The sequence below is a fragment of the Tumebacillus algifaecis genome (assembly GCF_002243515.1).
GTDB classification, from domain to species: Bacteria; Bacillota; Bacilli; order Tumebacillales; family Tumebacillaceae; genus Tumebacillus_A; species Tumebacillus_A algifaecis.
Genome location: NZ_CP022657.1, coordinates 1056909 through 1078070, shown reverse-complemented (window position 1 = coordinate 1078070; position 21162 = coordinate 1056909). Strand labels below are relative to the sequence as shown.

General features: G+C 53.4%; 19 protein-coding genes. 6 read left to right on the top strand and 13 right to left on the bottom strand.

Annotated features, from left to right (window positions below; genetic code table 11):
* Positions 1-12: 12 nt before the first annotated feature.
* Entirely contained in the window at positions 13-885 is an 873-nt protein-coding gene (locus CIG75_RS04780; protein ID WP_094235616.1) for a M15 family metallopeptidase, read from the bottom strand.
* Between the two features lie 275 nt (positions 886-1160).
* Entirely contained in the window at positions 1161-2114 is a 954-nt protein-coding gene (gene rnhC, locus CIG75_RS04775; RefSeq protein ID WP_157729383.1) for a ribonuclease HIII, read from the bottom strand.
* Between the two features lie 115 nt (positions 2115-2229).
* On the opposite strand from rnhC, the gene CIG75_RS04770 reads away from it, so the two are divergent.
* Positions 2230-2652 carry a hypothetical protein gene (locus tag CIG75_RS04770; protein ID WP_094235614.1) on the top strand — a complete coding sequence of 141 codons (423 nt, stop codon included), beginning with the start codon at positions 2230-2232 and terminating at the stop codon, positions 2650-2652.
* 62 nt (positions 2653-2714) lie between these two features.
* Here CIG75_RS04770 and rsgA read toward each other — a convergent pair whose 3' ends face one another.
* The 4 genes from rsgA to CIG75_RS04750 all read right to left on the bottom strand — a co-directional run bounded on the left by rsgA (position 2715) and on the right by CIG75_RS04750 (position 8333).
* On the bottom strand, positions 2715-3764 hold the full coding sequence (gene rsgA / locus CIG75_RS04765) for a ribosome small subunit-dependent GTPase A (protein WP_094238341.1): 1050 nt from the start codon (positions 3762-3764) through the stop codon (positions 2715-2717).
* 358 nt (positions 3765-4122) lie between these two features.
* Complete coding sequence (locus CIG75_RS04760; protein WP_227874412.1) at positions 4123-5127, bottom strand: S-layer homology domain-containing protein; 1005 nt, start codon at positions 5125-5127, stop codon at positions 4123-4125.
* Positions 5115-6932 carry a phosphodiester glycosidase family protein gene (locus CIG75_RS04755; protein ID WP_094235612.1) on the bottom strand — a complete coding sequence of 606 codons (1818 nt, stop codon included), beginning with the start codon at positions 6930-6932 and terminating at the stop codon, positions 5115-5117. The genes CIG75_RS04760 and CIG75_RS04755 overlap by 13 nt, the downstream gene beginning before the upstream one ends.
* 123 nt (positions 6933-7055) lie before the next feature.
* Positions 7056-8333 carry a M48 family metallopeptidase gene (locus CIG75_RS04750; RefSeq protein WP_172844411.1) on the bottom strand — a complete coding sequence of 426 codons (1278 nt, stop codon included), beginning with the start codon at positions 8331-8333 and terminating at the stop codon, positions 7056-7058.
* 86 nt (positions 8334-8419) lie between these two features.
* On the opposite strand from CIG75_RS04750, the gene CIG75_RS04745 reads away from it, so the two are divergent.
* From CIG75_RS04745 to CIG75_RS04730, 4 genes are all read left to right on the top strand, one after another.
* Positions 8420-8812: an acyl-CoA thioesterase gene (locus CIG75_RS04745; protein ID WP_094235610.1), complete on the top strand. Its 393-nt coding sequence runs from the start codon at positions 8420-8422 to the stop codon at positions 8810-8812.
* Between the two features lie 73 nt (positions 8813-8885).
* Positions 8886-9833, top strand: coding sequence for an ABC transporter ATP-binding protein (locus CIG75_RS04740; RefSeq protein ID WP_157729382.1), 948 nt, complete (start codon positions 8886-8888; stop codon positions 9831-9833).
* Positions 9802-10551, top strand: coding sequence for an ABC transporter permease (locus CIG75_RS04735; RefSeq protein ID WP_094235608.1), 750 nt, complete (start codon positions 9802-9804; stop codon positions 10549-10551). Before CIG75_RS04740 ends, CIG75_RS04735 begins: the two co-directional genes overlap by 32 nt.
* A gap of 74 nt (positions 10552-10625) precedes the next feature.
* The gene (locus CIG75_RS04730; RefSeq protein WP_094235607.1) at positions 10626-11228 is read left to right on the top strand and encodes a CHAP domain-containing protein; all 603 of its coding nucleotides are present in this window, start codon (positions 10626-10628) and stop codon (positions 11226-11228) included.
* A 15-nt stretch (positions 11229-11243) separates the two neighbouring features.
* On the opposite strand, the gene CIG75_RS04725 is transcribed toward CIG75_RS04730, so the two are convergent.
* From CIG75_RS04725 to CIG75_RS04715, 3 genes are all read right to left on the bottom strand, one after another.
* On the bottom strand, positions 11244-12197 hold the full coding sequence (locus tag CIG75_RS04725) for a phosphotransferase family protein (protein WP_094235606.1): 954 nt from the start codon (positions 12195-12197) through the stop codon (positions 11244-11246).
* A 148-nt stretch (positions 12198-12345) separates the two neighbouring features.
* Positions 12346-13284, bottom strand: a complete 939-nt coding sequence (locus tag CIG75_RS04720; protein ID WP_157729381.1) for a carbohydrate kinase family protein — start codon at positions 13282-13284, stop codon at positions 12346-12348.
* A gap of 178 nt (positions 13285-13462) precedes the next feature.
* Positions 13463-15817, bottom strand: a complete 2355-nt coding sequence (locus CIG75_RS04715) for an immune inhibitor A domain-containing protein (RefSeq protein ID WP_094235604.1) — start codon at positions 15815-15817, stop codon at positions 13463-13465.
* 272 nt (positions 15818-16089) lie between these two features.
* On the opposite strand from CIG75_RS04715, the gene CIG75_RS04710 reads away from it, so the two are divergent.
* A complete protein-coding gene (locus CIG75_RS04710) occupies positions 16090-17985 on the top strand; it encodes a DUF2334 domain-containing protein (RefSeq protein WP_094235603.1) in 1896 nt (631 codons plus the stop codon).
* Positions 17986-18134: 149 nt separating this feature from the next.
* Here the strand turns inward: CIG75_RS04710 and CIG75_RS04705 are convergent, their stop codons facing one another.
* From CIG75_RS04705 to CIG75_RS04690, 4 genes are all read right to left on the bottom strand, one after another.
* Positions 18135-18434 (bottom strand): hypothetical protein, encoded by a 300-nt coding sequence (locus CIG75_RS04705; protein WP_094235602.1) that lies wholly within the window; start codon positions 18432-18434, stop codon positions 18135-18137.
* Positions 18431-18868 carry an HNH endonuclease gene (locus CIG75_RS04700; protein WP_157729380.1) on the bottom strand — a complete coding sequence of 146 codons (438 nt, stop codon included), beginning with the start codon at positions 18866-18868 and terminating at the stop codon, positions 18431-18433. The genes CIG75_RS04705 and CIG75_RS04700 overlap by 4 nt, the downstream gene beginning before the upstream one ends.
* 65 nt (positions 18869-18933) lie before the next feature.
* Entirely contained in the window at positions 18934-19878 is a 945-nt protein-coding gene (locus CIG75_RS04695; RefSeq protein ID WP_157729379.1) for an ROK family glucokinase, read from the bottom strand.
* Between the two features lie 98 nt (positions 19879-19976).
* Positions 19977-21086, bottom strand: coding sequence for an ABC transporter ATP-binding protein (locus CIG75_RS04690; protein ID WP_094235599.1), 1110 nt, complete (start codon positions 21084-21086; stop codon positions 19977-19979).
* Positions 21087-21162: the final 76 nt, after the last annotated feature.

The window sequence follows — 21162 nt, the reverse complement described above, 5'->3', positions numbered from 1 at the left end:
ATTATATCCGATCTAATTCAAATTCGGTTGATCGTGCACGGTCACAATGACACCATCCATATTATTGCCTGAAATGTCATAGCGGCCATTCTCAGGAACATGGATCGTTGTATTTGTGGAAACAGGATAGTAAGAGATCTTATAGGTTTGATGATCTACTGTAGCCGTAACGGTCTTTTGTTCTTTCAAGAAATCCAAATATTCCTCTAGAACGAAGCCCTTTTTTTGAATGATGGCACTGTGCGGGAACCCGACATAGCGGAAATGCCACGGCTCATATCGAATACCTGTGATGTGTTCTTTGTCCTTTGGATAGCGTAAAATGAAGCCGTATTTCCATGCATGTCGGCTAAGCCACTCTCCTTCCGGCACCTGATTCATATCTCCTTGAGTCGATCCGATATCGATCGACAGGCCGAGGTTATGTTCGCTGAAACCGGCAGGCATCGCATATTCGGCCCCCATTTGCTGATACAGTTGGCTTTGTTCTTGGTCGTTCCGGTAACCACTGGTGATTAAAAAATGGCTGACCCCTTCTTTTTCAGCGGCTCGAAGTGTGGACGTGAAGTTTTGCAGCAATCTAGGCGAAAGCTGAATCGTATTGTCCAGCAAACTGAACCCCTTCACAAGCTCTGGGTGTTGAGACAGATTGACCGCACCGGGCTCTTCACCCTCAGGAGGTACAGGATGATCCTTGTTGACAAGCAGCAGGTCGCCTTTGAAGATCTGGTCTTTCGTAACTTGTATCGTCCGCCCTTCCTTTTGAGAAGCTGCCTCCTGAACTTGAACATCAATTTCCGATTGTTTTTCGTCTTTCAGTTTGTATTGAACAATTCCATATCCAATCAGCAAAAGAATCGCAAGCCAAAAATATACCTTCTTCATCGTTCGTTTCCTCCTATCCATTCGCTCGAACTTCAGGATAAGGAAAACTTCTAAAGAAGAAGTAGGGTGAAAGATAAAACTTTTATAAAATCACTACATCACTTTCTTGGCGGAAGTCCCTCCTTCCGATCTCTCAAACGGGCTTCAAACGATAACTTAGACATAACATAAAGACATCTCGCAAATTCCGAAACCTTGACTAGACACCAAAAAGGCAAGCATTCGCGGTTACCCGCCAATTGCTTGCCCTTAGATGGAATTGGGATTCATTTCTTCTATCGCGTGACTTCTTCTGTCGTCTTAAAATGCAGTTTCGATACTTCACGAAGTCCTTGTGCCCCATTTGCTTTTACAAACGCCCGACCCGCCTTGATTACAAGTGTGGAGGCGCCTTTCGGAAACTCAATGCCATGCTCCACCTTCACCTCTTTATGCCAGCGCAAGAATGCGTCTCGCGCCAAGATCGAAGCGGCCGCAACGGCGAGGTTTTGTTCCGCCTTTGGGACAAGGACAAGCTGAATCGTGGGGTCGAGCTTTTTCAGACGATTCTCAATCAGGGTCTCGTTGGCGAACTTGTCCACGACGACGAGTTTGACCGACTGGATCTCGACCAGCTTTTCGATGACGGAGCTGTGCGCCCAGGACAAGAGGGAGTTGAGGTTCTTGCCTTGGGATTGGAACTTCTCGTACAGCTCGTTGTATTTGGCAGGCTTAAGATGTAGAACTTTATATTTTCCATAACAAATCTTCTTGATCTCCGCAGCAAGCCCCGGAATCTTCGCATCGGTGATCTTTTTGCTGTCATCCACTCCCAGCGACTGCAACAGCGGCACCGCTTCTGGATCGACGATCACGCCAGCCGTGACCAAGCCTCCAAAAAAATCCCCCTTCCCACTCTCGTCCGTGCCGATCCACGGTTCGTCGTAGGCCACGACCACATCGGGGTGCTGCTGCGCCGATTTGGATGCTTTCGGGGTTGTCGGAGCGCCGCCTTGCATTTCGCTCATGATCTCTTCGACTGCTCGTTTGGCCGTATTGTCACCGCCTTGCGCGACGAGCTTGAGACCTTTTTTGCCGAAGTAGACGTTGAGTTGGGCGGTGGAACTGCCGCTTCTGACTTTAAATTGGCGGCCATAGGGAATCTCTTTTTGCTCGACAATTTCCAGACCTCGCGATTGGCAAAGTTCTTCTGTTTTCGCACATGCGGAAGCTAAGTTCTGTGGGCTCACAGGTACATCCCCTTTGTGGGTGTGATAGTAGATACCATTTTCGCTAAAAATCGACCGTTTCCCCTTCTCGAAAAATACGGTAGAATAGACGAGTATACTAGAGGAGGTGTGCAGCATGACCTGGTTTTACGTGATCTTAGGGTTTCATCTGCTCGCAGTCGTGATTAAGCTTGGCGTGCTGTTTTATATTCCGGCGCTTAAAAACGTTGCGCAGATTCAATCGTTTCATAGCAAATACAAAATGATCGACCGCTATGCGAACTACTCGCTGTGGGCATCCGGTTTTGGGATGGTGCTCGTCACATCCATTCAGATGCTCTTTCAAATGTGGTTGCTCGTGTCGATGCTTCTATACACCTTGATCTTTTACATCATCAAGCGCGTCGTCATGGGCCGCATGGAGAAAATCATCGCGACGAACAAAGTTCACGCCCACGAAGAGATTCGCACGCTCAAAGTGGAAAATTACTGTGTGATCATCGTGTCGATCGGACTGTTCTTGGCCATCGGCGGGCTGATGATGACCAAACCATTCTAACGTTGAATCGACCTTCGAATAGAAAGAGTCCCTGTTGTCGGCAGGGACTCTTTTTTATCGGCTTAGCGGGCTTTTTTGCCGCCACGCGTTGATTTGCTGATGTTTTTCCACTTTTGCTTCTCTTGAAGCTGGGCGCGCATATCGTCTTTGCGAGCCAGATATGCCAGCTCCCGTTGCAATTTGAGGTAGCTGGTGTAACGGCCTCGATCGAGCGAGCCGTCTTGGAGCGCAAGGTTGACCGCACAGCCCGGTTCGTTCTTGTGCGTGCAATCGCGGAAACGACAGGCTTCCGCAATCTGCTCGATGTCGGAGAACGAGTCGGTAAAACCTTCGTCCGCTTCCCACAGTTGCAACTCGCGCATTCCCGGCGTGTCGATCATCATGCCGCCCTGTGGCAACATGATCAGCTCACGATGGGTCGTCGTGTGCTTGCCGCGGTCGTCACCTTCACGAACCTCTTGTACCGACTGCACCTCATGCCCGACCAGACGATTGGTCAGCGTGGACTTGCCAACGCCCGATGACCCGAGCAAAGCAACCGTCTGTCCTGCTCCTACGTACGGCAAAAGTTCGCCGATGCCCTCGTTTTGCAAGGAAGAGATCACATGTACCGGAACGCCGATCGCGACACTCTCCACCTGCCGGAGCTTCTCTTCGACATCGTCGCAAAGGTCCGCTTTGGACAGAATGATCACCGGGTTCGCTCCGCTCTCCCAAGCCATGATCAGGTAGCGCTCGATACGGCGGATGTTAAAATCGTTGTTCAACGCGTTGACCAAGAACACGGTGTCCACGTTGGACGCGACGATCTGCTCTTCGGTCGTGTTGCCTGCGATCTTGCGCGAGAACTTGCTTTGGCGGGGCAAAACGGCATGAATCGTCGCCTTGCCTTCCTCCGGACGCACGCTCATCACTACAAAATCGCCAATTGCCGGGAAGTCTTGACGCCCGGTCGTCTGAAAGCGGAACTTGCCCGATACATCGGCGAGCAGATCTCCCGCCTCCGTAAAGACGCGGTAGAGGTGCTTATGCTCCAACGCCACCCGGCCTACGGTGTAGTCTTGGTCTGCGTAAGTAGCGAATGCTGTTTGAAAAAAGGACGTAAAGCCCATCGTTTGCAAATTGAAAGTCAATGTGGATTCCTCCTGAATTGTATGATCGAATCGAAAATAAGATCGCGATCACGGAGAAATCCCCTCTTGGTAAACTGCTGCTCCACTGCTCAGGTTGACTTAAAGGAGGATCTCCGTGACCTCACCTGCAACGACATGGTTGGTAACACTCTGCAATTTCACCATTATCCATCACTCCTTTAAGTAGCGTACATTGCCGACACTGTCTGGCAATTTAGAAACTAGTTCAACAGACGGAGGCAAATTCCTCTTTATTGTATCCAAAATCATAACAAAAAGTACCTGCCAGCCCATTTCGACCACTTGTGGTCATCGCGATATAAAAAAAGAGACTGCTTTACAGCAGTCCCGCCTGTTCCATCATTTTGAAAATCAATGCGGCCGCTTCGCCTCGGTTGGTGATGCTAGCTGGGCGAAGATAGCCTTCCGATCCAACCATGATGCCGGATGCGGACAACGTATCCACTTTGTCTTTTGCCCACGATTGGATGTCCTTCGCATCTTTAAATGCGATCGGCGTGCCGCCGGTGGGCAGTTTTTGTTTGTATTTGAGCGCGTTGTAAATCATCACGGCGATCTGATTGCGGTCAACGGGAGCGTGTGGTGCAAACTTATCGTTAGAGATGCCGCTGATCAGACCTGCTTTGAACGCCGCGCCGACCTTTTTCTCATACCAGGTTCCAGCCACCACATCGCTGAACTGCGTGTTCGAACCATCTGGCAGACCGAGCGCGTTGACGATCAAGGTTGCCGCCTGTGCGCGGGTCAGTTGGTCCAGTGGTGCAAAATGGTCTTTGTCCACACCTTGGATGACTTGTTTCGTCGCCAGCGTTTCGATCATCGCACGACCCCAATGATTTTGGATGTCAGGGAAGGTGACAGTCTGCCCCGGAGATGGTTTTTCCGAATAGGTACGAGCGGCGTATATCACTTGCAGGTCGCTCAGGTACACGGTGCCATTCAGGTTGGCCGTCGGATTTTCGGCGATCAGATCGAGGTAATCGAGCTTGAGCGGGAAGGTCGTGCCGCTCGGGAACTTGAGCGTGACATACTTCCAACCGTTCCAGTCGATGCGCACCTGATTGGCAGCTTGGATCAGGCTGCCATCACTTTTTTCAAAGGAGCCGATCAGCTTCAGCCCGGAGTTGTCGCCATACACCCACAGGCCGATGCCTGCTGGGTTCACGGCGGCATTGTCATTTTTGGCTGGAAGCGACAGCGTGGTCGCCGGGTAGAAGACGAACTGTTTCATACCAGAACCTGCCGCAAATCGATAGTTGACCGCCAGTGAGGCGGTGTTCGGCGCTTTGACTTGTGCGGTGCTGGTCGTCAGCGTCCCCACATCCCCCAACGATCGGTCCGCTTCCAAAGCCCTGCGTTGTCCAGCTTATCGACCGTCTTTTGCACAAAGCCGATGTAAACGTTTGCCGTCGCTGTCTTCGAGCCGATCTTGGCGGTGACGGTCGTCATCCCGTTTCCGGCAACCTGCCCGGCTTTAAACACGCCGTTTGTCACCGTGCCGTACGCCGCATTCGACGAGGTCCATGTGAGCAGTTCTGGTTTGATCGTCAGCGATTCGCCCGCCACGGTGCCTTTCGCGGTGAAGGTATAGCTTTCACCTGCGGCAAGATCTACCACATTTGGCGATAAGGTCAGCGAGTCAACACTGCTGTAGACGGTGAGCGGAATCTCCGTGCGCGCCGCCGGATTCGACGTGGACGCTGCGATGATCTTGCCACTTCCGCCCGTGAGATTGGCGCGGAACTGCCCGCCTTGTGTGATCGTACCAAGCGTTGATGGTTCGACGGTGAAGGTCACCGATTCACCGGGCAGTGGATTGTAGTTCTGGTCGAGCACCGAGTATTTTTTCGTGAGCTGTTTTTGCTCGCCGATAAACACCTTCACGCTCTCGCCCCAGTTGGTGATATTCGCCGGAGTGCCAGGTGCCGAGGTGCTGTAGACGAACAGTCCGTTGGCGACGCGGCGTTCCCGTCCGTCAGACGGTGAATTGGCGACGGTGGCTTGCGTATCGCCCGGCTGGCGCACCACCATATCGGTCGAACCACCACCGTCGAGCAGCATCGCGTGGGCGAGGCCGCGCGATCTTAGAAAATTGGCGGTCTGGACATAGGTCAGCCCGATCGAGTCGGAGGAACGCCCATCGACAACCAATTGTAGCATCCGCTTGCCGTCCGCCGTGACGCCGACCCCAGTGATCGGGCCGCGGTAGGAAGACGAATTGGGCAGCGGCTGATTGGGATCTGCGAAATATTGACCGTCCTTGAGCAGGATCGGACCGCCGCCGATCGCATATTTTAAGCTGGTGCTGGCAGGCGTTGTACCGTAGGCGAGATTGATGGTATCGCCTTTTTGCAGGTTGGCGGTAACAAAGCCGATCGGGCCACTGCCTTGCGCGATCAGTTTGACGAAGCCTTGAGGCGGTGCTTCGGTCACCGTTTTCATCGGGTCGATCGCCGTCACTGTGTACTGACCGTCTGCCAGCTTTTGCATCGTGACGATCGTCGCATTGGAGACCATCTCCCAATACCCGAGCTCGGGGGTCAATAGCACCATCTCGTTCGGATAGGTGACCGGATGCCCGTTGAGCGCTTTGATCGAATAGCTATTCCCATTCATCGCCGTAACTGTGCCATTGAAAGCGTATTTGCCGATGATCACTTCATTGTTATAGCCGATTCCAAGCACGGCCGTCTGGTTCGGATGATGGATGAGCTGTCCTTCCTGAACAGACATTCCGAGCGCCATTCCCGAGGATTCCGATTCGAAAAAGTCGCCGTTGACGCCTGCGACTGCCCCAGTGCGGCGGGCCATCGCCGAAACGGTCTCGTTCGTTTCGTTCTCCAATTTATCACCTGACATCACCGTCTTCACTTCCACGTTCGGATCGGTCAGGTTGACCCATGTTTCATGCAACCGAATCTTACCGCTCTTGGTCACATAGTCGAACTGCTGGTAGGTGACCCCTTTGGTCACGATCACCTGACTGCTCTCTGTCTTGGACACGATCTCCGGCCAGGAATAGATCTGTTCGGGTGACGCGGCCGATACACCGCTCACCGTGCCTAAGAGCATCGAGAAGCTTAAAATCATCGTGTGTGCAATCTTCAGCCCTTTACGAATCTTCAAAATTTCCCCTCTCCTATCAACCTATTTACGATGGTTACAAGGATACTAGATTCTGGGTATGAAGACCATAGGAAGATAGCCTTATTAAGGAAAAAGCATGCCCGATGCGCGGGCATGCTCCGTTTATTTCACTTTCTGCTCCTTGGCCATCTGCTCCAAATCGCGAATACGTTCGGAGAGCGTCGGATGTGAATAGAGCAAATATTTCACCAATGGAGAGGGGTTGGGATCGGACAGCGACAGGCGCGACAGCTTTTGAAACGACGTGATGCCCGCTTGTGCATCGCCATTGGTGATCTCCACCGCATAGCGGTCTGACACCTGCTCATGCAAACGCTGCATGTAGTTTTCAGCAGGCCCGGCCATGAAGGACAACAGGGACAGCACGAACAGCGCAACGGGTAGCGCAGCCAGATCCTGTTCGCCTTTCAAGCCCCAAACACCGCCCATCCAGCGCACGATCAACGGATAGAGGCGCGAAGTCAGATAGAACAAAGCCAGCATCAGGACCAGCGACCCAGCGAGGCCCCACAGCATGTGATGCTTCACATAATGGCCCATCTCGTGACCCATGATGAACAGAATCTCCTCATCGCTCAACTTGTTGAGCGTCGTATCCCAGAGCACGATCCGGGCGCTCGGGCCGATCCCGTTGACATAAGCGTTCAAAGCGTTGGTCTTCTTGGACATGTCCACTTCGTAGACATTGGCGCTCGGAATGTCCGCTTTGCTGGCGAGATCGAGTATCTTCGCTTTGAGCTGTTCGTTTTGAAGCGGTTTAAAATCATTGTACAGCGGGTCGATAAACACAGGCTGTAGCACGATCAGAAACAGCAAGAGCGGTACGGTCGCCGTCCACAGCCACAGCCACCAGCGCCCAGGACTCTTTTTGATGATCAAAAAAGCGATCCAAATCACCGGGACGGTCATCAAGGTGCTGATGCCAAAATCGAGGAACAGCTCAGAAAACCAAGCGCCAGGCGTCATGTTGGAGACGCCGTAGTTGACATCGATCATGTGCCGATACCAAGCCAGTGGCAGTTGCAACAGCGTCGTCACCAACTGGAAGAGCACCGTATAGATGGTGACTTGTCCGAACGACGATCGCTTGAATAGCTTGACTGCCAAGTCCCGAAAGCGTCCGGAGAGACCTGCTGCCAACACGAACAACAGAATCACCCATTCAAAGCCGAGATCGGCAAAATAGAGCGCTTCTTTCGTCCGCGAAAAGTTTACCGTCCGTTCGTATTCCGCTTCGGTCATAAAGGAAAGCGGATGCGCCGGTTCGCCTTTGACCACATCGGTGACAACACTGGTATCGTTGTACACGAAATGTGCAGTCAGCAAACTGGCGGCGAGAATCAGAAAACAGAGCGGGAGCGTCAGGTACGCGCGTTTCATCTTCTCTCCCCCCTTTCGTTCTTCTTGTCCACACTCCATCCTTATGTCGCTTCGTGGTAGGATAGAAGCAGAGGAGGCGTGCGCAAATGAAAGTTTCTCTAGACATTGTGGTTCGTTCGACCGAAATTGATGTGAACGGACATGTGAACAACGCGAAATATCTGGAATACCTCGAATGGGGCCGCGAAGAATGGTATGAGCGGGCCGACCTGCACTACGATCAATTTACCAAGCTCGGCCTTCAAACGGTGACGGTGAACATCAACATCAACTACCGCAAAGAATGTAAGCAAGGCGATCTGCTGACCATCACCACCACGCCGGAACGGATGGGCAACACGTCTTACTCGCTGAAGCAGGAAATCTTCAACCAGCACGGAGAACAGGTCGCCGACGCGATCGTCACCTCGGTTACGATGGACATCGCCTCGCGCAAAAGCCGCCCCGTGCCGGACGTACTCCGTCAGCTATTTTCATAAAAAAGCAAATCGGTGTCACAAAATCCCCCTTGGCGGTGTCTTCTCTGTGAAGATGCGCGGAGGGGGATTTTTCGTGAAACCATTGCTGGAAGTCAAACAGTTGAGCAAAACGTACGGCGGCCATCACGTCGTGCAAAACTTGAATATGCAAATTTATCCGGGCGACATCTACGGATTCTTAGGCCCAAATGGCGCTGGGAAAACCACGACGATTCGGATGATCTTGGGACTCGTTCGAAAGTCGAGCGGCGAGATTCTGTTTGCAGGTCAGAAGATGGAGTTGCTCGACGACCCGTTTGCACAGATCGGTTGCCTAGTCGAATCGCCAGGGCTCTACCCGAATCTGACGGGAAGGCAGAATCTTGTCCTGTTTCAAAAACTGCGCAAACAGCGCGATCCTGGGCGGATCGAGGAACTGTTGGAGATGGTCGATCTGCAAGCGGCGGCTGATAAAAAAGTGAAAGCCTATTCGCTTGGCATGAAACAGCGGCTCGCGATCGCCATCGCGCTGTTGCCCAACCCACGCTTGCTCGTCCTCGATGAACCGACCAACGGGCTGGACCCGGCAGGCATTCGCGAGATGCGATCCTTTTTGAAAAAATTGGCTGCGCGCGGCATGACGATCTTGATCTCGTCGCACCTGCTCGATGAGATCGAAAAGGTGGCGACACGCCTTTGCATCATCCATGAGGGAAAGGGCGTGATCGAAGCGCCGCTTGAGCAGTTGCTCGAAAAACACCGCGACTTGAAGATCGTCAGCCCCGAGCCGGAAGCGGTGTATAAGTTTGTCACAGGCTGGCTGAAAAGTCGAGGCCATGCGGCCGTCACCCGCTTGGTCGATGGACATGTGCTGATCGAAAGCTTTCCTGACGATTCGGCAGTCTTAAACAGCGCTGCGGTGCAAAGCGGATTGTCGATCTCCGAACTGCGCGTGCAAAGCTCGCGGCTGGAAGATATGTTCTTGACGATTACCGAAGGAGGAGACGCGCATGTGGGCCGTGTTGCAAACGGAAGCTTATAAATATTTCAAATCAAAACTGTGGTGGGGTACTCTGTTGCTGATCGCGGTGCCGCCACTGCTCAATCTGCTGGTGTGGACCGAACGCCTCTCCAACGATCCACAGTTTGTGCTGACTTTTGCCGACTCGCTGCAACAGAACATCAGCCTGCTCGCCATCTTGTTCGGACCGTTGGTGCTCTGTCTGCTCGCCACGCTTGCCATCACATCGGAGACGCAAAACGGCACCTTGCGCTATCTGCTGACCTCGCAGGTCAAGCGCTGGGAACTGATCGTCGGCAAGGCGCTCTGGGTGATGATCTGGAATTCGCTGTTGCTCTTCTTCGCCTTCTTGCTCACCTTCGCCTTCAGTGCCCTGCTCGGAGCGGAAGGTCCGGTACCGTATGGGGACACGCTGTTGTCGTGGCTCGTGCTGTCTGCATCGCTCGGGGCGATGATCCCCGTCTATCTGTTCGTCGCCCTGTTGCTCCCCAACTTTTTTGTGCCTGTCGGTTTGGGGCTGGTCGGTACGTTCATCGGGTTGATCATCACCTCTTCCAAATACATCGCGATCTATCCGTTTACCACTTCGATCATTCTGCTCTATCGGGCGCTCGGTCAGCCGATCGATCAAGAACTGCTCGGCACAACACCGTTGTGGATCGGCCTGCTTGTCACGCTCGGCTTGGGCGGGTTGTTGCTGACGACGGTGATGTTCAAGCGTAAAGATGTCGCGCACTAAACATAAAACGATGTAACAAACGAAATACTACCTCCGACTATCTAGGAAGACAGGATTGAAGGAGGAACTCGTTGATGTGCCGCACCTTATTCTCACTTGCGCTTCTCATCTTGCTCGCTCTTGCGCCCAACACGGCACATGAAGCGGCCACGACACCCGAAGCGGTTCTGGCCGAGTTCCCCGCTGGAAGCGGTGGGCCGATCCAACCGCTGGAGGCAGGACTGTATGCCTTTCATGGCGTGGAGACGCAGCGCGGCCCACAATGTGTGGAGTATGCAGAACGCTACTATGTCAATCGCTATCCCGGCACGTTTCCCTATCACAACTCAGGGCCGGGCGCGTTCGACATCTGGGAAGGGGTTGCCGCTGCTACAGACGTAGGCGGATGGCCGACGCATCGCGAGCACTTTGTCGCTTACGAAAACGGCTCATCTCGTCCACAACCGGAGGACATGCTGCTCTATGACCGCACGCGCGGCGAAGGCTGGGGCCACATCGCGATCATCGCTGAAGTGTACCCGACAGCGGTCGTCATCCTCGAACAAAACAGCGGCTGGGATACGAAAAGAGTTCTCCCGCTGGTCGAAAATCGCATTCTTGACCGAGGCGTCAAAGGCGTGATTCGACTGAAAGCGAACGATCAGCAGGAATCTTCGCCGCAAAAAAAGGAAGGCTGACCCAGAAATTCACGGTCAGTCTTCCTTTTTTAATCGGGTATAGGCGTTGCGAATCCAAGCGATTTTCAGCGGAAGAATCGTTTCGATCTCCGCCTTCGACAGATGACCATGCCGATATTTCCACAGTTCAAACCCGAGCATCATTAACGTGTTATCGAGCAGACAAGCTGTGAACGAGCGCTCAAAATCGTCCGTGATCACCCATCCCCGTTTGGCCAACTCTTGGCGGAAGACGGTCAGCGCAAATGAGTGCAACCGTACATCCAACACATCCTGCAACAGAATCGCCAAGTCGCGCTCAGGCACGGCAAGCGATGCATACTCCCAGTCGATCAGGCGAATGCGTCCTGCATCGAGCAGAATGTTCTCCATGTGCGGATCACCGTGAGTAAACGTTTGCTTATCTGATACATAGTCTGGATAGCGCGGATAGAAAAATGATTCGATCATACGTAGTTCTGCAAGCAACGCCTCGTTGACGCCCGCAAGTTGCTCGATTTGTCTGTGCAGTTCAGCCAACGCCTCTTGTGCAAAGGCGATCGATGAGTCGAACGGATAGGGGGTCACGATTCCCTCGACCAACCAGAGTTGACTTTTGACTGCCAAGGTAGCATGCATGTCGGCCAGAACGGTCACGACCCGCTCCAACAGGCCGCGCTGACGGCCCAGGTCACTTTTTATAAAAATGGGCTTGAGTGCCGTCCCTGCGTCTTCGATCAGAATTCCCTCATCCGGTACGATGCCATACAGCTTCGGCACCCCAGACGGCAAATGCGGCACGACCCGTTCATAAAAGGCAAGTTCCGCTTTGCGATCTGGAGCAAACCGCTTGAAGACAGCTCGCACGTCCTGCCCTGCTTCATCGCGCAGGTGCAGTCGGTACAAGGAACCTGTGAAACCGCCGCTCAGCTTGTCTGACGCTAGCACCTGCCAGCCTTTATCGCGGATCAACGCTTGCCATCCGTCCATGTCCTGCCCTCGCTTCCTGTCGTAAAAAAGCTGCCCGATGCGCCGGGCAGCTTTGAATAGTCATCTACTGATCGCTCACCGCGTTTCACTTGGCTTGCAAGTTCAACTGGTTGCTCAGTTAAAAATGAAAGAACGGAACGATTCTTGCTTATTTCAGGACAACCTCGCCTTGAAACAGCGGGTGGGTTTTCGCTTTGGTGGTAATCTGCGGATCGACCGCTTCCTTCGAAGAGATCGTCCATGAAGCCAGATGTGTGCCGCATTCGACCGCTTGCTGCAGGGAGTGGCCGTGCACCAAGCCAAAAACGGTGCCCGCAAAGAAAGAGTCACCTGCTCCAGTGGTGTCAATGACTTTCGTCGGCACGATCGGCACGTAACCAAATTCGTCCTTTTCACGCGAGTAGAACACACAGCCATCGGAGCCCATCGTGATCACCGCCGTCTTCAAGCCACCGGACGTCAAATCGCGCGCGGCCAGCCTCGCTTCTTCGATCGAGGTGATCGTGATGCCGTACACTTCCTCCACCTCTTGTTGGTTGCAGATGAACATGGCCATTTCGTCGATCAGCGAACGCTTGCCCATCAGCACATCGAGATTGCCGACGATACCGTATACCGGAACGCGATGCAGTTTCGCCCATGCAAAGATCGCCTGCACCACCAAGTCGTTCAAATCGAGCTCGACGACGACCGCTTCCGAGTTCTTGATGATCTCTTCCCCGTGGCGCAACAGCAGGTCTTCCAACTTCGAAAGGTCCGGCTTTTGCGAAACGGAAGCGACAAGTGAGCCTGCTCCGTCCAAAATCGCGAGCCATTGACCCATGCCGTTGTCCGTATTGACGAGACGCGCAGTCTTAATACCAATGTCATTGAGGCGTTTGGCAACCTCATCCCCTTGCGCTGTATTGGAGACAGAGGAGATAAATTCTACGCTGCCTCCGGCACGGCCAATCGCTTCCGCTACATTGCGGCCAACGCCACCGTGCGCAAATTCGACATGACCAACATTTTTAGTATCAGAATTGACCTTCCCGTTCGCATATCCCTTAATGTCTACGAATACGGTGCCGATCACTGTTATCGCCAAGGCAAAGTCCCCCACTTTTGCTGAATATAGTAAGTACAAATTGAAATATCGTGATTCTATTATACTTGACTCCATCTCAAATCCCTACACATTTTTGCATTTTGCAAAAAAGAGGTAAAGAGTCTGCAAAAAAAGATCTCTCCCGCAGATGCGGGAGAGATCTTTTCACAAACGCAACTTATTTGAAGATGTGGATTTGACCTACCGACTTGTCAGCAGATTGACCAGTAACAAGCACTTTCAGGCCGTAGGAAGTCAGGTCGCGACCTGCATCCGGCATGTTGGTGTTCATGTACGATTTTCTGTCATCGAACAGCGGCACCGGCAGTTTGCTTGCTGCAGTCATGGTTTGAGTCGGATATACCAGGTTCAGCGCGGACGTCGGGTTCAACGAGAACGCAGCGTCACGGATGTGGTAACGGGTCGAAGCTTGAATGCCCGTGCTCCACTTCAGGTTTTCTTCGTTGTGAGCATCGACAACGCCGAGGAAGCCGCCGCCCGGGTGGATACCGGTCCAGTTATTGGTGAAGGACGGGTCAACATACCATACGACCAGACCGCCATCGTAGCTCATCAAGGAAGCGCCGCGACGGATGTTTTTCAGACCCACGTCAACGCCTGCATGGTTACGCCACTCAAGCAGGTAGTAGTGGTCGGAGTAGATGTAACCGTCAGACTTGGAGAAGCCGTTGAGCGTGAAGGGAGAAGTAGCGCCTTCTGCACCGTCGTTGAGCAAGACAGCGCCGTCAGCGGTTACTTTCACGTTGTCAACGTAGATACCCTCTTCGAAGCCACCCCAGTCGGTGATGTAGCGAACCGATACTTGGATCTTCTTGCCAGCGTATGCAGACAGGTCAAACGTTTGTTTTTCCCAACCGTTGGAATGGCCAGTCAGACCCGGCAGGTTTGACAGAACGGTCGGATATGCTTGCGGAACTGCAGTCGATACAGTGTTCGCGTTGGAGAGCGAGTGCCAGGTAGCACCGTTGTCTTCCGAAACTTGAACGAATGCGAAGTCCCAATCTTCTTCAATTTTGTACCAGGAATCGAATTCCAAGGTAGCAGAAGATTTACCGGTCAGATCGACAGAAGTGATCATTGTGTTGTCGATTTGGTTGCCATTGCCACCGAAGTACTCATATTTTCCAGTCGGCTTGTTGACCAGAGTTTTCTTTTCCGGCAGGTTGACTTGAATCGCTTGGTGGTTTTTACCGTTCGGCGAGTTCGCTTGGTCAAGCAAGAAGGAAGAGCCTTTTTTCGGCAGGCTGTTCAGGTCAACAACGGTCGGAGCAGTCCAGTTTCCGCCCATCGTGGATTGGAAGTAAGACTTCGCAAACGGGGAGAAACCTGTCGGCTCAGTACCGCCGATTTTACCAGCCCAAGAACCGGAAGCCATGATCGACCAATAGGCGACCGCTTCACCAGTACCGGAGTAGGCGGTATCGTATTCATCCGGCAGACCGAGGTCGTGGCCGTATTCATGTGCAAATACGCCAACCGCGCCGTCTTCCGGCATCATCGTGTAGTCATAGAATCCTGGAAGTCCTGCGCCCAAACCATCCGGATCATAGAGGGTTGCGGAGCGGTGCGACCAGATCGCGTTGTCGCCAAGCGAACCGCCGCCAGCTTCTTGACCTACACCGGAGTGGATGATCATCAGGTGATCGACGAGGCCATCCGGCTCGTACAGGTTGCCGTCGCCGTCGAGATCGTGCGGATCTTCTTGGTCGTACAAATGCAACGGAATGCCCGCTGCTTTCGCAGCGTCGTACACATCGCGAACGAGTTTCTTGGAGCCGCCCGGCAGAACGTTGTCGTGGCCACCGGAAGCCGCGTCCGCACCGTAGAATGCTGCAGTGCCCGGCACTTTCAGCCAGCCGTACGCTTTACCTTCGACAGAGTAAGTGCCGCCAGATTGTTGCTCATAGAATTTCTTCATCGAAATGAGGTTTTCGCCATTCGGACCAGCATATCCGTTGTCGCCGAAGATCATGTCTTCAAAGTGTCCCAGCGTGTAGTCGCTGTAATAGTTGTCCGTTTCGCTCGGGTCGATGTTATTGTGCGGGAAGTCAGCAAATTCGACATTCAGCACGAGAACTTTATCCTTGCGCACCGGGCCGGTGTATGCAGTTTCTTGCACCGGGTCCAGACGGTTCAGGAAGTTGCCCACATTTTTGACTTTCTTCTTGCCGTTCACAAACGCTTTATGCTTATTAGACTTAGAAGCCTTTACTTTGCTTGCCAAAGGGTCAGCCGGTGCTTTAATGCCGGTGTTTACCTCTTTGTTCTTGAGCCCGATGTACGACTTCAGGATGTTTTTCTTTTGCTCTTGCGTAGCCCCAGCCGGGATCTTGCCTTGCTTTTCCAAAGACTCGATCAGGCGATCTTCGTTCATGATCGCAACGTCGAGGGTACCCCCTTCGGACATTTGCACTGGCCCGTTTTGGACCGTGCCAGCTGCCATTGCAGTGCCGGTGAACAAGCTACCGGCGACCAGCGCGCCAGAGACGCTAAGTGCCAAAAACTTTTTCATTCAAGTGCTCCCCCTTTTTGTATCTCATTTCCTACGATCTGAGTATAATAGACTGAATCTTCTAAGTCAACGATATTTTGATTTTATTCAAAACCTATTAAATAATCATACTATCATTACAATTATTAGGCCACTACTTTACCTCGTGATTACGGGTTTAGAATAACATTTTGTGGGAATTTTCTTTTCTGTTTTAATAGGTAGATAAATATCGGGAACTAGCGTAGAGTGTATAATGGAGAATTTGTAAATCAACAAAAGGGGAATCTTGGATGAAGAAAGTCCTGCTCGCCGTCTTGCTGGCTGCCGTGATCGCGTTGCCGGTTCAAGACCAAACGCGCACCAATTCCTTTCCAAACCACGACAAGCATCACGCGCTGTTGCGCTTAGAAGATGTGTCGCCCGGCGGCAGCTACGCCACACTGGACGACCTTGGGCGCCTCCGCGCCGTATTTGACTATTTACAGGCGGAGAACGTTCCGATTCATCTTGCAGTCATTCCACGTTCGAAACTGCTACAAGCGGACGGTACGTGGATCGAAAAAGGGATCGATGATCCCCATCCGGATCAGCATTTGCATGCCTTTATCAAACTGCTTCAAGACGCACAGCAAAATGGCGCCGTGCTTGGCATGCACGGCTATACTCATCAATATGGCGATCGCAAACGCGGTGACGGCTGGCATGATACCGGAGTCGGATATGAGTTTGATCTACAGGACGCGCCAGAAACTTCGACCGTCCCCTATGCGGTCGAAAAGATTTCCAAAAGCCTGTCCGCTTTTGAAAAAGCGGGACTGAAGCCAAGCTTTTGGGAGTCGCCGCACTATCAGGACACGCGCCAACAAGAAGAAGTGTTCCGTTCATTTATCGGCGTGCTCTATCAGCCCGATTATTTTTCATTAAAGTCTTTCAAAGATGAGATCTACTATCAGAGTGAGAACACATATGGCGAAACGACACTCGGCTCGGTCTATGTACCCGCCCCGCTCAGCTATGTGACCGGACCGCAGGATGTGGAGCGCATTTTGAAGAAAAGCGACCATTTTCAAGGACTTGGCGCTGTGTTCTATCATTCATTTTTAGAGTATGAAGCGATGGAAGCGGTGCTCGGAGCAGACGGTCAACCCGAAATTCGGGACGGCCTGCCCGTCTACCGATACAAACAAGGTGCGGACACCTATCTGCATCAGATCGTTGATGGCATGCGCACTCGCGGCTGGGAATGGATGTCGCTGCACGATGTGCTCCCTTTCTCTCCCGCCCACCGGATTCAACTGCCGCTCGGCACGACTACCGAGCATCTTTTGTTCGGTGATGTCGGTGGCAGCGGCCAAGACTCGCTGGTGGTCGTCGATCATGACGGACACGTCTCCGTCCTACAAGGCAATTACAATTGGCCGCGCAACCGCTCGCAATCGCCGTTTTCCACGTGGCTGCAAAGCGGGCTGGACCCCGATGACATTCCGCTGCTCGCCGACGTAGACGGGAACGGCGTCACCGACCTGCTCGCGTACCACAAGACGAGCGGCGAATTGAAAGCTTATTCGTCTAACACGCTCAGCTTTGATCCCGGTCAGAGCTACGGAACACTAAAGCCCGATTTGGAGAAAATCGTTCCAGTCGATTTGAACAAAGACGGCAAGGTCGATCTGCTAGTGCAGAATCGCAAGATGGTCACCGCCCTGTTTCAAGACGGATCTCACTTCCGCCCCAAGAGCGAAGCGGCCCTTGTTTTCAAACACGACGACGCCATTCTGCTGTCTGGTGATGTGAACGGAGACAAACAGCCAGAAGTGATCCTCTATTCACCATCCAACGGTGAAATTGAGCTCTACACGGTCACCCCTGAAGGTGCATTTCATATCGCTGGAAACTTTTCCGTCCCGCAACCAAAGCGCAATGGGCAAGTGGTGCTCGGAGATACGGACGGCGACGGCCTGGCCGATCTAGTCATCTACGATCCGACCAATGGCATCTGGGAGATTTGGCAAGGAGATGCCAAGCTTGGCTTGAAGCGGCACGATACGCTGTACGGACCATGGGCGTACGGTAAACGGGTCGCCTTTGCTGCCGACCTGGATGGGAACGGAAAAGCGGACATCGTCTCCTTCGATCCGAAGCAAAGCTTGCTCGACCTCTCGCTTTCCTTCCGCCATGCAAAATAATAGCCGATCGGTGGAGCGTAACAGCCAGCTCGATCAAAAAAGGAGTGCGTTCTCGTCGCACTCCTTTTTTGATCGCTCGATTTGCTGTCTGTTTGCCGAGGACAAAAAAAGAGACCGGCGTTCGGTCTCCGTTTCTTGCTTGGCAGGTTTTAGCGGTGCAACACGTCTGTAATAGCTGTGTAATCCGATGCATGTCGTGCCGTCCCCCACTCACCGTCATCGATGATGTCGATGATATTCCACCAACCATCGCCCAGATCGTCCGCTTTCAACAGGTACGCTTCTCTGTTTTCGGACAGACGCAGGCATAGGATGTATGAGGTTTCGTTCGCAACGAACACGCGCACCGCTTCATAATCGTAGACGCCCTGATCTGGCACTTCCAAATGCAGTTGCTGTCCAATGATAACCTCCAGATTATCCTCCATAAACCCGATCTCGTTTCTCATCCCCTCGACTCCTCTCTTCGATTGAGCAGTTTCAGCCCGCACATTTTGTCACAGGCTCCGTCTGCAACTTGTCCACCGCAGCGACAGGTTCCGTCCATCAACGGGTCGAGCCAAACATATTCGTCCGCTCGTATTCCGTACAGCGGCAACAGCACGCGCTCCCGGTAACGCAGCAATTGTTTGGCCACCTGTTTCGAGCGGTGGGCTTGGTGGTGACAGCCCGCATCGAGACAGATCCCGTTGTCAGCTGTGCCAAGCCCGCCATGTGCCCGCGGGATGATGTGATGGACTTCCCGCCCTGGCCGACCGCACAATACGCAGCGCTCACCATCGCGCTCACGGATATGGGCTCGCACCAAAGCGCTAAAATCATTGCGCTTGTGATCAGCCTGCCGTTTGTCGCGCTGATCCCGTTTGGAAAGCGTTTCATCCATCGCCATCACCTCCCCGTCTCTTCCCTCTACACTACCAAAAAGAAAAGAGACCCGCAAAGGTCTCCTTAGTTCCCTTCCAAAAAAAGCAAAGCGGCTCCGATCACGCCCGCCTCGGTCCCAAGCTCGGCGAGACGGATGTCGGTGCCGCGCGCTACCCGTGGCAGTGCATAGCGAGCAAACGCAGCGCGCAACGGTACCAACAAAGCGTCTCCCGCTTGTGACACACCGCCACCGATCACCATCACGTTCGGATTGAGCGTAGCCCCGATGTTGGCCAAGGCAAATCCCAAGCGGTCGATCGCCTCGTGAATCACCTCGCGCGCCACCCTGTCGCCCTTCGCCGCATGTTCAAAAATGAGCCGAGTCGTCAGCGCACACTCTTGTTGTAGCGTCGTTGCGCTCCCTGTGCGCAATCGCTCTTGCGCGGCGGCCAAGATGCCGCTGGCCGAGGAGATCGTCTCCAAGCACCCGAGTCGTCCGCAGTTGCATAGGCGCCCGTTTGGCTCTAGCGTGATGTGGCCGATCTCACCGCCCATGCCAGTTATGCCGCGCACCAGTTTGTGATCGACGATGACGCCGCCACCGACCCCGGTGCCCAATGTCACACACAACACATCTTTGGCACCGCGTCCGCCTCCAACCCGTGCCTCGCCAAGCGCTGCGACGTTGGCGTCGTTGTCGATGCGCAGCGGGATCGTGTCCAGGCGCTTTTGCAGTTCTGACAAAAGTGGAACATCGCTCCACCCGAGGTTGACCGCCGTCTCGACAACCCCGCTCTCCAGATCGAGGAATGCAGGAACACCAACACCCAGCCCCTGTATGTCGCTCCATCCACGATCCGCTCGTCGCACCACCTGCTGAGCAAGATCGGCAATCGCATTCAATACCTGCTCCCAACCCCGCTCCGGACAAGTTTCGCACTCCGCTTGAGCGAGCAGGCGGCCCGTCTCGGTGACCACCGCCCCTTTGATCGTCGTCCCGCCGACATCAATCCCGATGAAATGGCGCATGACCGCTGCCCCTTCCAGAGAAAACGCCACATGATCGATCATGTGGCGTGCCAGTGGCTGTTTCTCATTTTATTCATCAAGATGGCGGGATTTGCCTATTAATAAATGGTCTGTTCCGTTTCGGCGTGGAAAATGTGCAGATTTTCGGTGTCGATCGAAAGCGTAGCGGTGCTGCCCGCTCGAATCTCCGAGCGCGCCGGTACACGGGCGATCAGCGTTTGACCTTGCACGTTCAGATAGACGTACGACTCAGCGCCGAGCAATTCGACCACTTCGACAGCGGCGGTCACCTGTGCACCATAAGTTCCTTGTTGTTGGACCTGATCGTCATGCAGATTTTCGGGACGAATGCCGAGCACGACCGCTTGTCCGACAACACCCGCTTCCCGCAGGATCGCATGGCGATGTTTCGGGATCGAGATGTTCACACTTTGAGCACGGAAATAGATATCGTCGCCTTCTTCCTGCAACGAGCCGCGCAGAAAGTTCATCGCAGGTGATCCGATGAAGGAAGCGACAAACATGTTGTCCGGTCGGTTGTAGATCTCCTGCGGAGTGCCGACCTGTTGGATGATACCGTCTTTCATGACGACGATACGAGTTCCCATCGTCATCGCTTCGGTCTGGTCATGCGTGACGTAGATGACGGTGGTTTGCAGGCGGTGGTGCAGTTTGGCGATCTCTGCGCGCATTTGCACCCGCAATTTGGCATCGAGGTTGGAGAGAGGTTCGTCCATCAGGAAGACTTGGGGCTCACGAACGATCGCACGACCGAGGGCGACACGCTGACGCTGACCGCCGGAGAGCGCTTTCGGTTTGCGGTTGAGCAGATGCTCGATGTCGAGGATGCTCGCCGCCTCGCGCACGCGGGCATCGATCTCCGCTTTCGGCACTTTGCGCATTTTCAGGCCAAATGCCATGTTTTCATAGATCGACATGTGCGAATACAAAGCGTAGTTTTGGAAAACCATCGCGATGTCGCGATCTTTCGGATGCACGTCGTTGACAAGACGGTCACCGATCCACAGTTCACCATCGGAGATGTCTTCCAGACCTGCGATCATCCGCAACGTCGTCGTCTTCCCACAGCCAGAAGGACCGACGAGGACGAGAAACTCCTTATCTTGAATATCGAGATCGAAATCTTTGACCGCCGCGACATCGGAAGAGTAGCGTTTGTATACATGCTTGAGTTGCACACGAGCCATTTTATGTAACCTCCAGTTCACGATTCTGATTGATAGCTTCAGTATATCGCGTCGAGGTCGTACAGACGATTGGACA

What these genes read in the sequence shown, in the direction of transcription:
- CIG75_RS04780 (WP_094235616.1), bottom strand. Translation starts at nt 885, where the DNA reads ATGAAGAAGGTATATTTTTGGCTTGCGATTCTTTTGCTGATTGGATAT.
- CIG75_RS04735 (WP_094235608.1), top strand. Translation starts at nt 9,802, where the DNA reads ATGTGGGCCGTGTTGCAAACGGAAGCTTATAAATATTTCAAATCAAAA.
- CIG75_RS04710 (WP_094235603.1), top strand. Translation starts at nt 16,090, where the DNA reads ATGAAGAAAGTCCTGCTCGCCGTCTTGCTGGCTGCCGTGATCGCGTTG.
- CIG75_RS04725 (WP_094235606.1), bottom strand. Translation starts at nt 12,197, where the DNA reads ATGGACGGATGGCAAGCGTTGATCCGCGATAAAGGCTGGCAGGTGCTA.
- rsgA (WP_094238341.1), bottom strand. Translation starts at nt 3,764, where the DNA reads ATGGGCTTTACGTCCTTTTTTCAAACAGCATTCGCTACTTACGCAGAC.
- CIG75_RS04705 (WP_094235602.1), bottom strand. Translation starts at nt 18,434, where the DNA reads ATGAGAAACGAGATCGGGTTTATGGAGGATAATCTGGAGGTTATCATT.
- CIG75_RS04690 (WP_094235599.1), bottom strand. Translation starts at nt 21,086, where the DNA reads ATGGCTCGTGTGCAACTCAAGCATGTATACAAACGCTACTCTTCCGAT.
- CIG75_RS04695 (WP_157729379.1), bottom strand. Translation starts at nt 19,878, where the DNA reads ATGCGCCATTTCATCGGGATTGATGTCGGCGGGACGACGATCAAAGGG.
- CIG75_RS04750 (WP_172844411.1), bottom strand. Translation starts at nt 8,333, where the DNA reads ATGAAACGCGCGTACCTGACGCTCCCGCTCTGTTTTCTGATTCTCGCC.
- CIG75_RS04730 (WP_094235607.1), top strand. Translation starts at nt 10,626, where the DNA reads ATGTGCCGCACCTTATTCTCACTTGCGCTTCTCATCTTGCTCGCTCTT.
- CIG75_RS04715 (WP_094235604.1), bottom strand. Translation starts at nt 15,817, where the DNA reads ATGAAAAAGTTTTTGGCACTTAGCGTCTCTGGCGCGCTGGTCGCCGGT.
- CIG75_RS04770 (WP_094235614.1), top strand. Translation starts at nt 2,230, where the DNA reads ATGACCTGGTTTTACGTGATCTTAGGGTTTCATCTGCTCGCAGTCGTG.
- CIG75_RS04700 (WP_157729380.1), bottom strand. Translation starts at nt 18,868, where the DNA reads ATGGATGAAACGCTTTCCAAACGGGATCAGCGCGACAAACGGCAGGCT.
- CIG75_RS04745 (WP_094235610.1), top strand. Translation starts at nt 8,420, where the DNA reads ATGAAAGTTTCTCTAGACATTGTGGTTCGTTCGACCGAAATTGATGTG.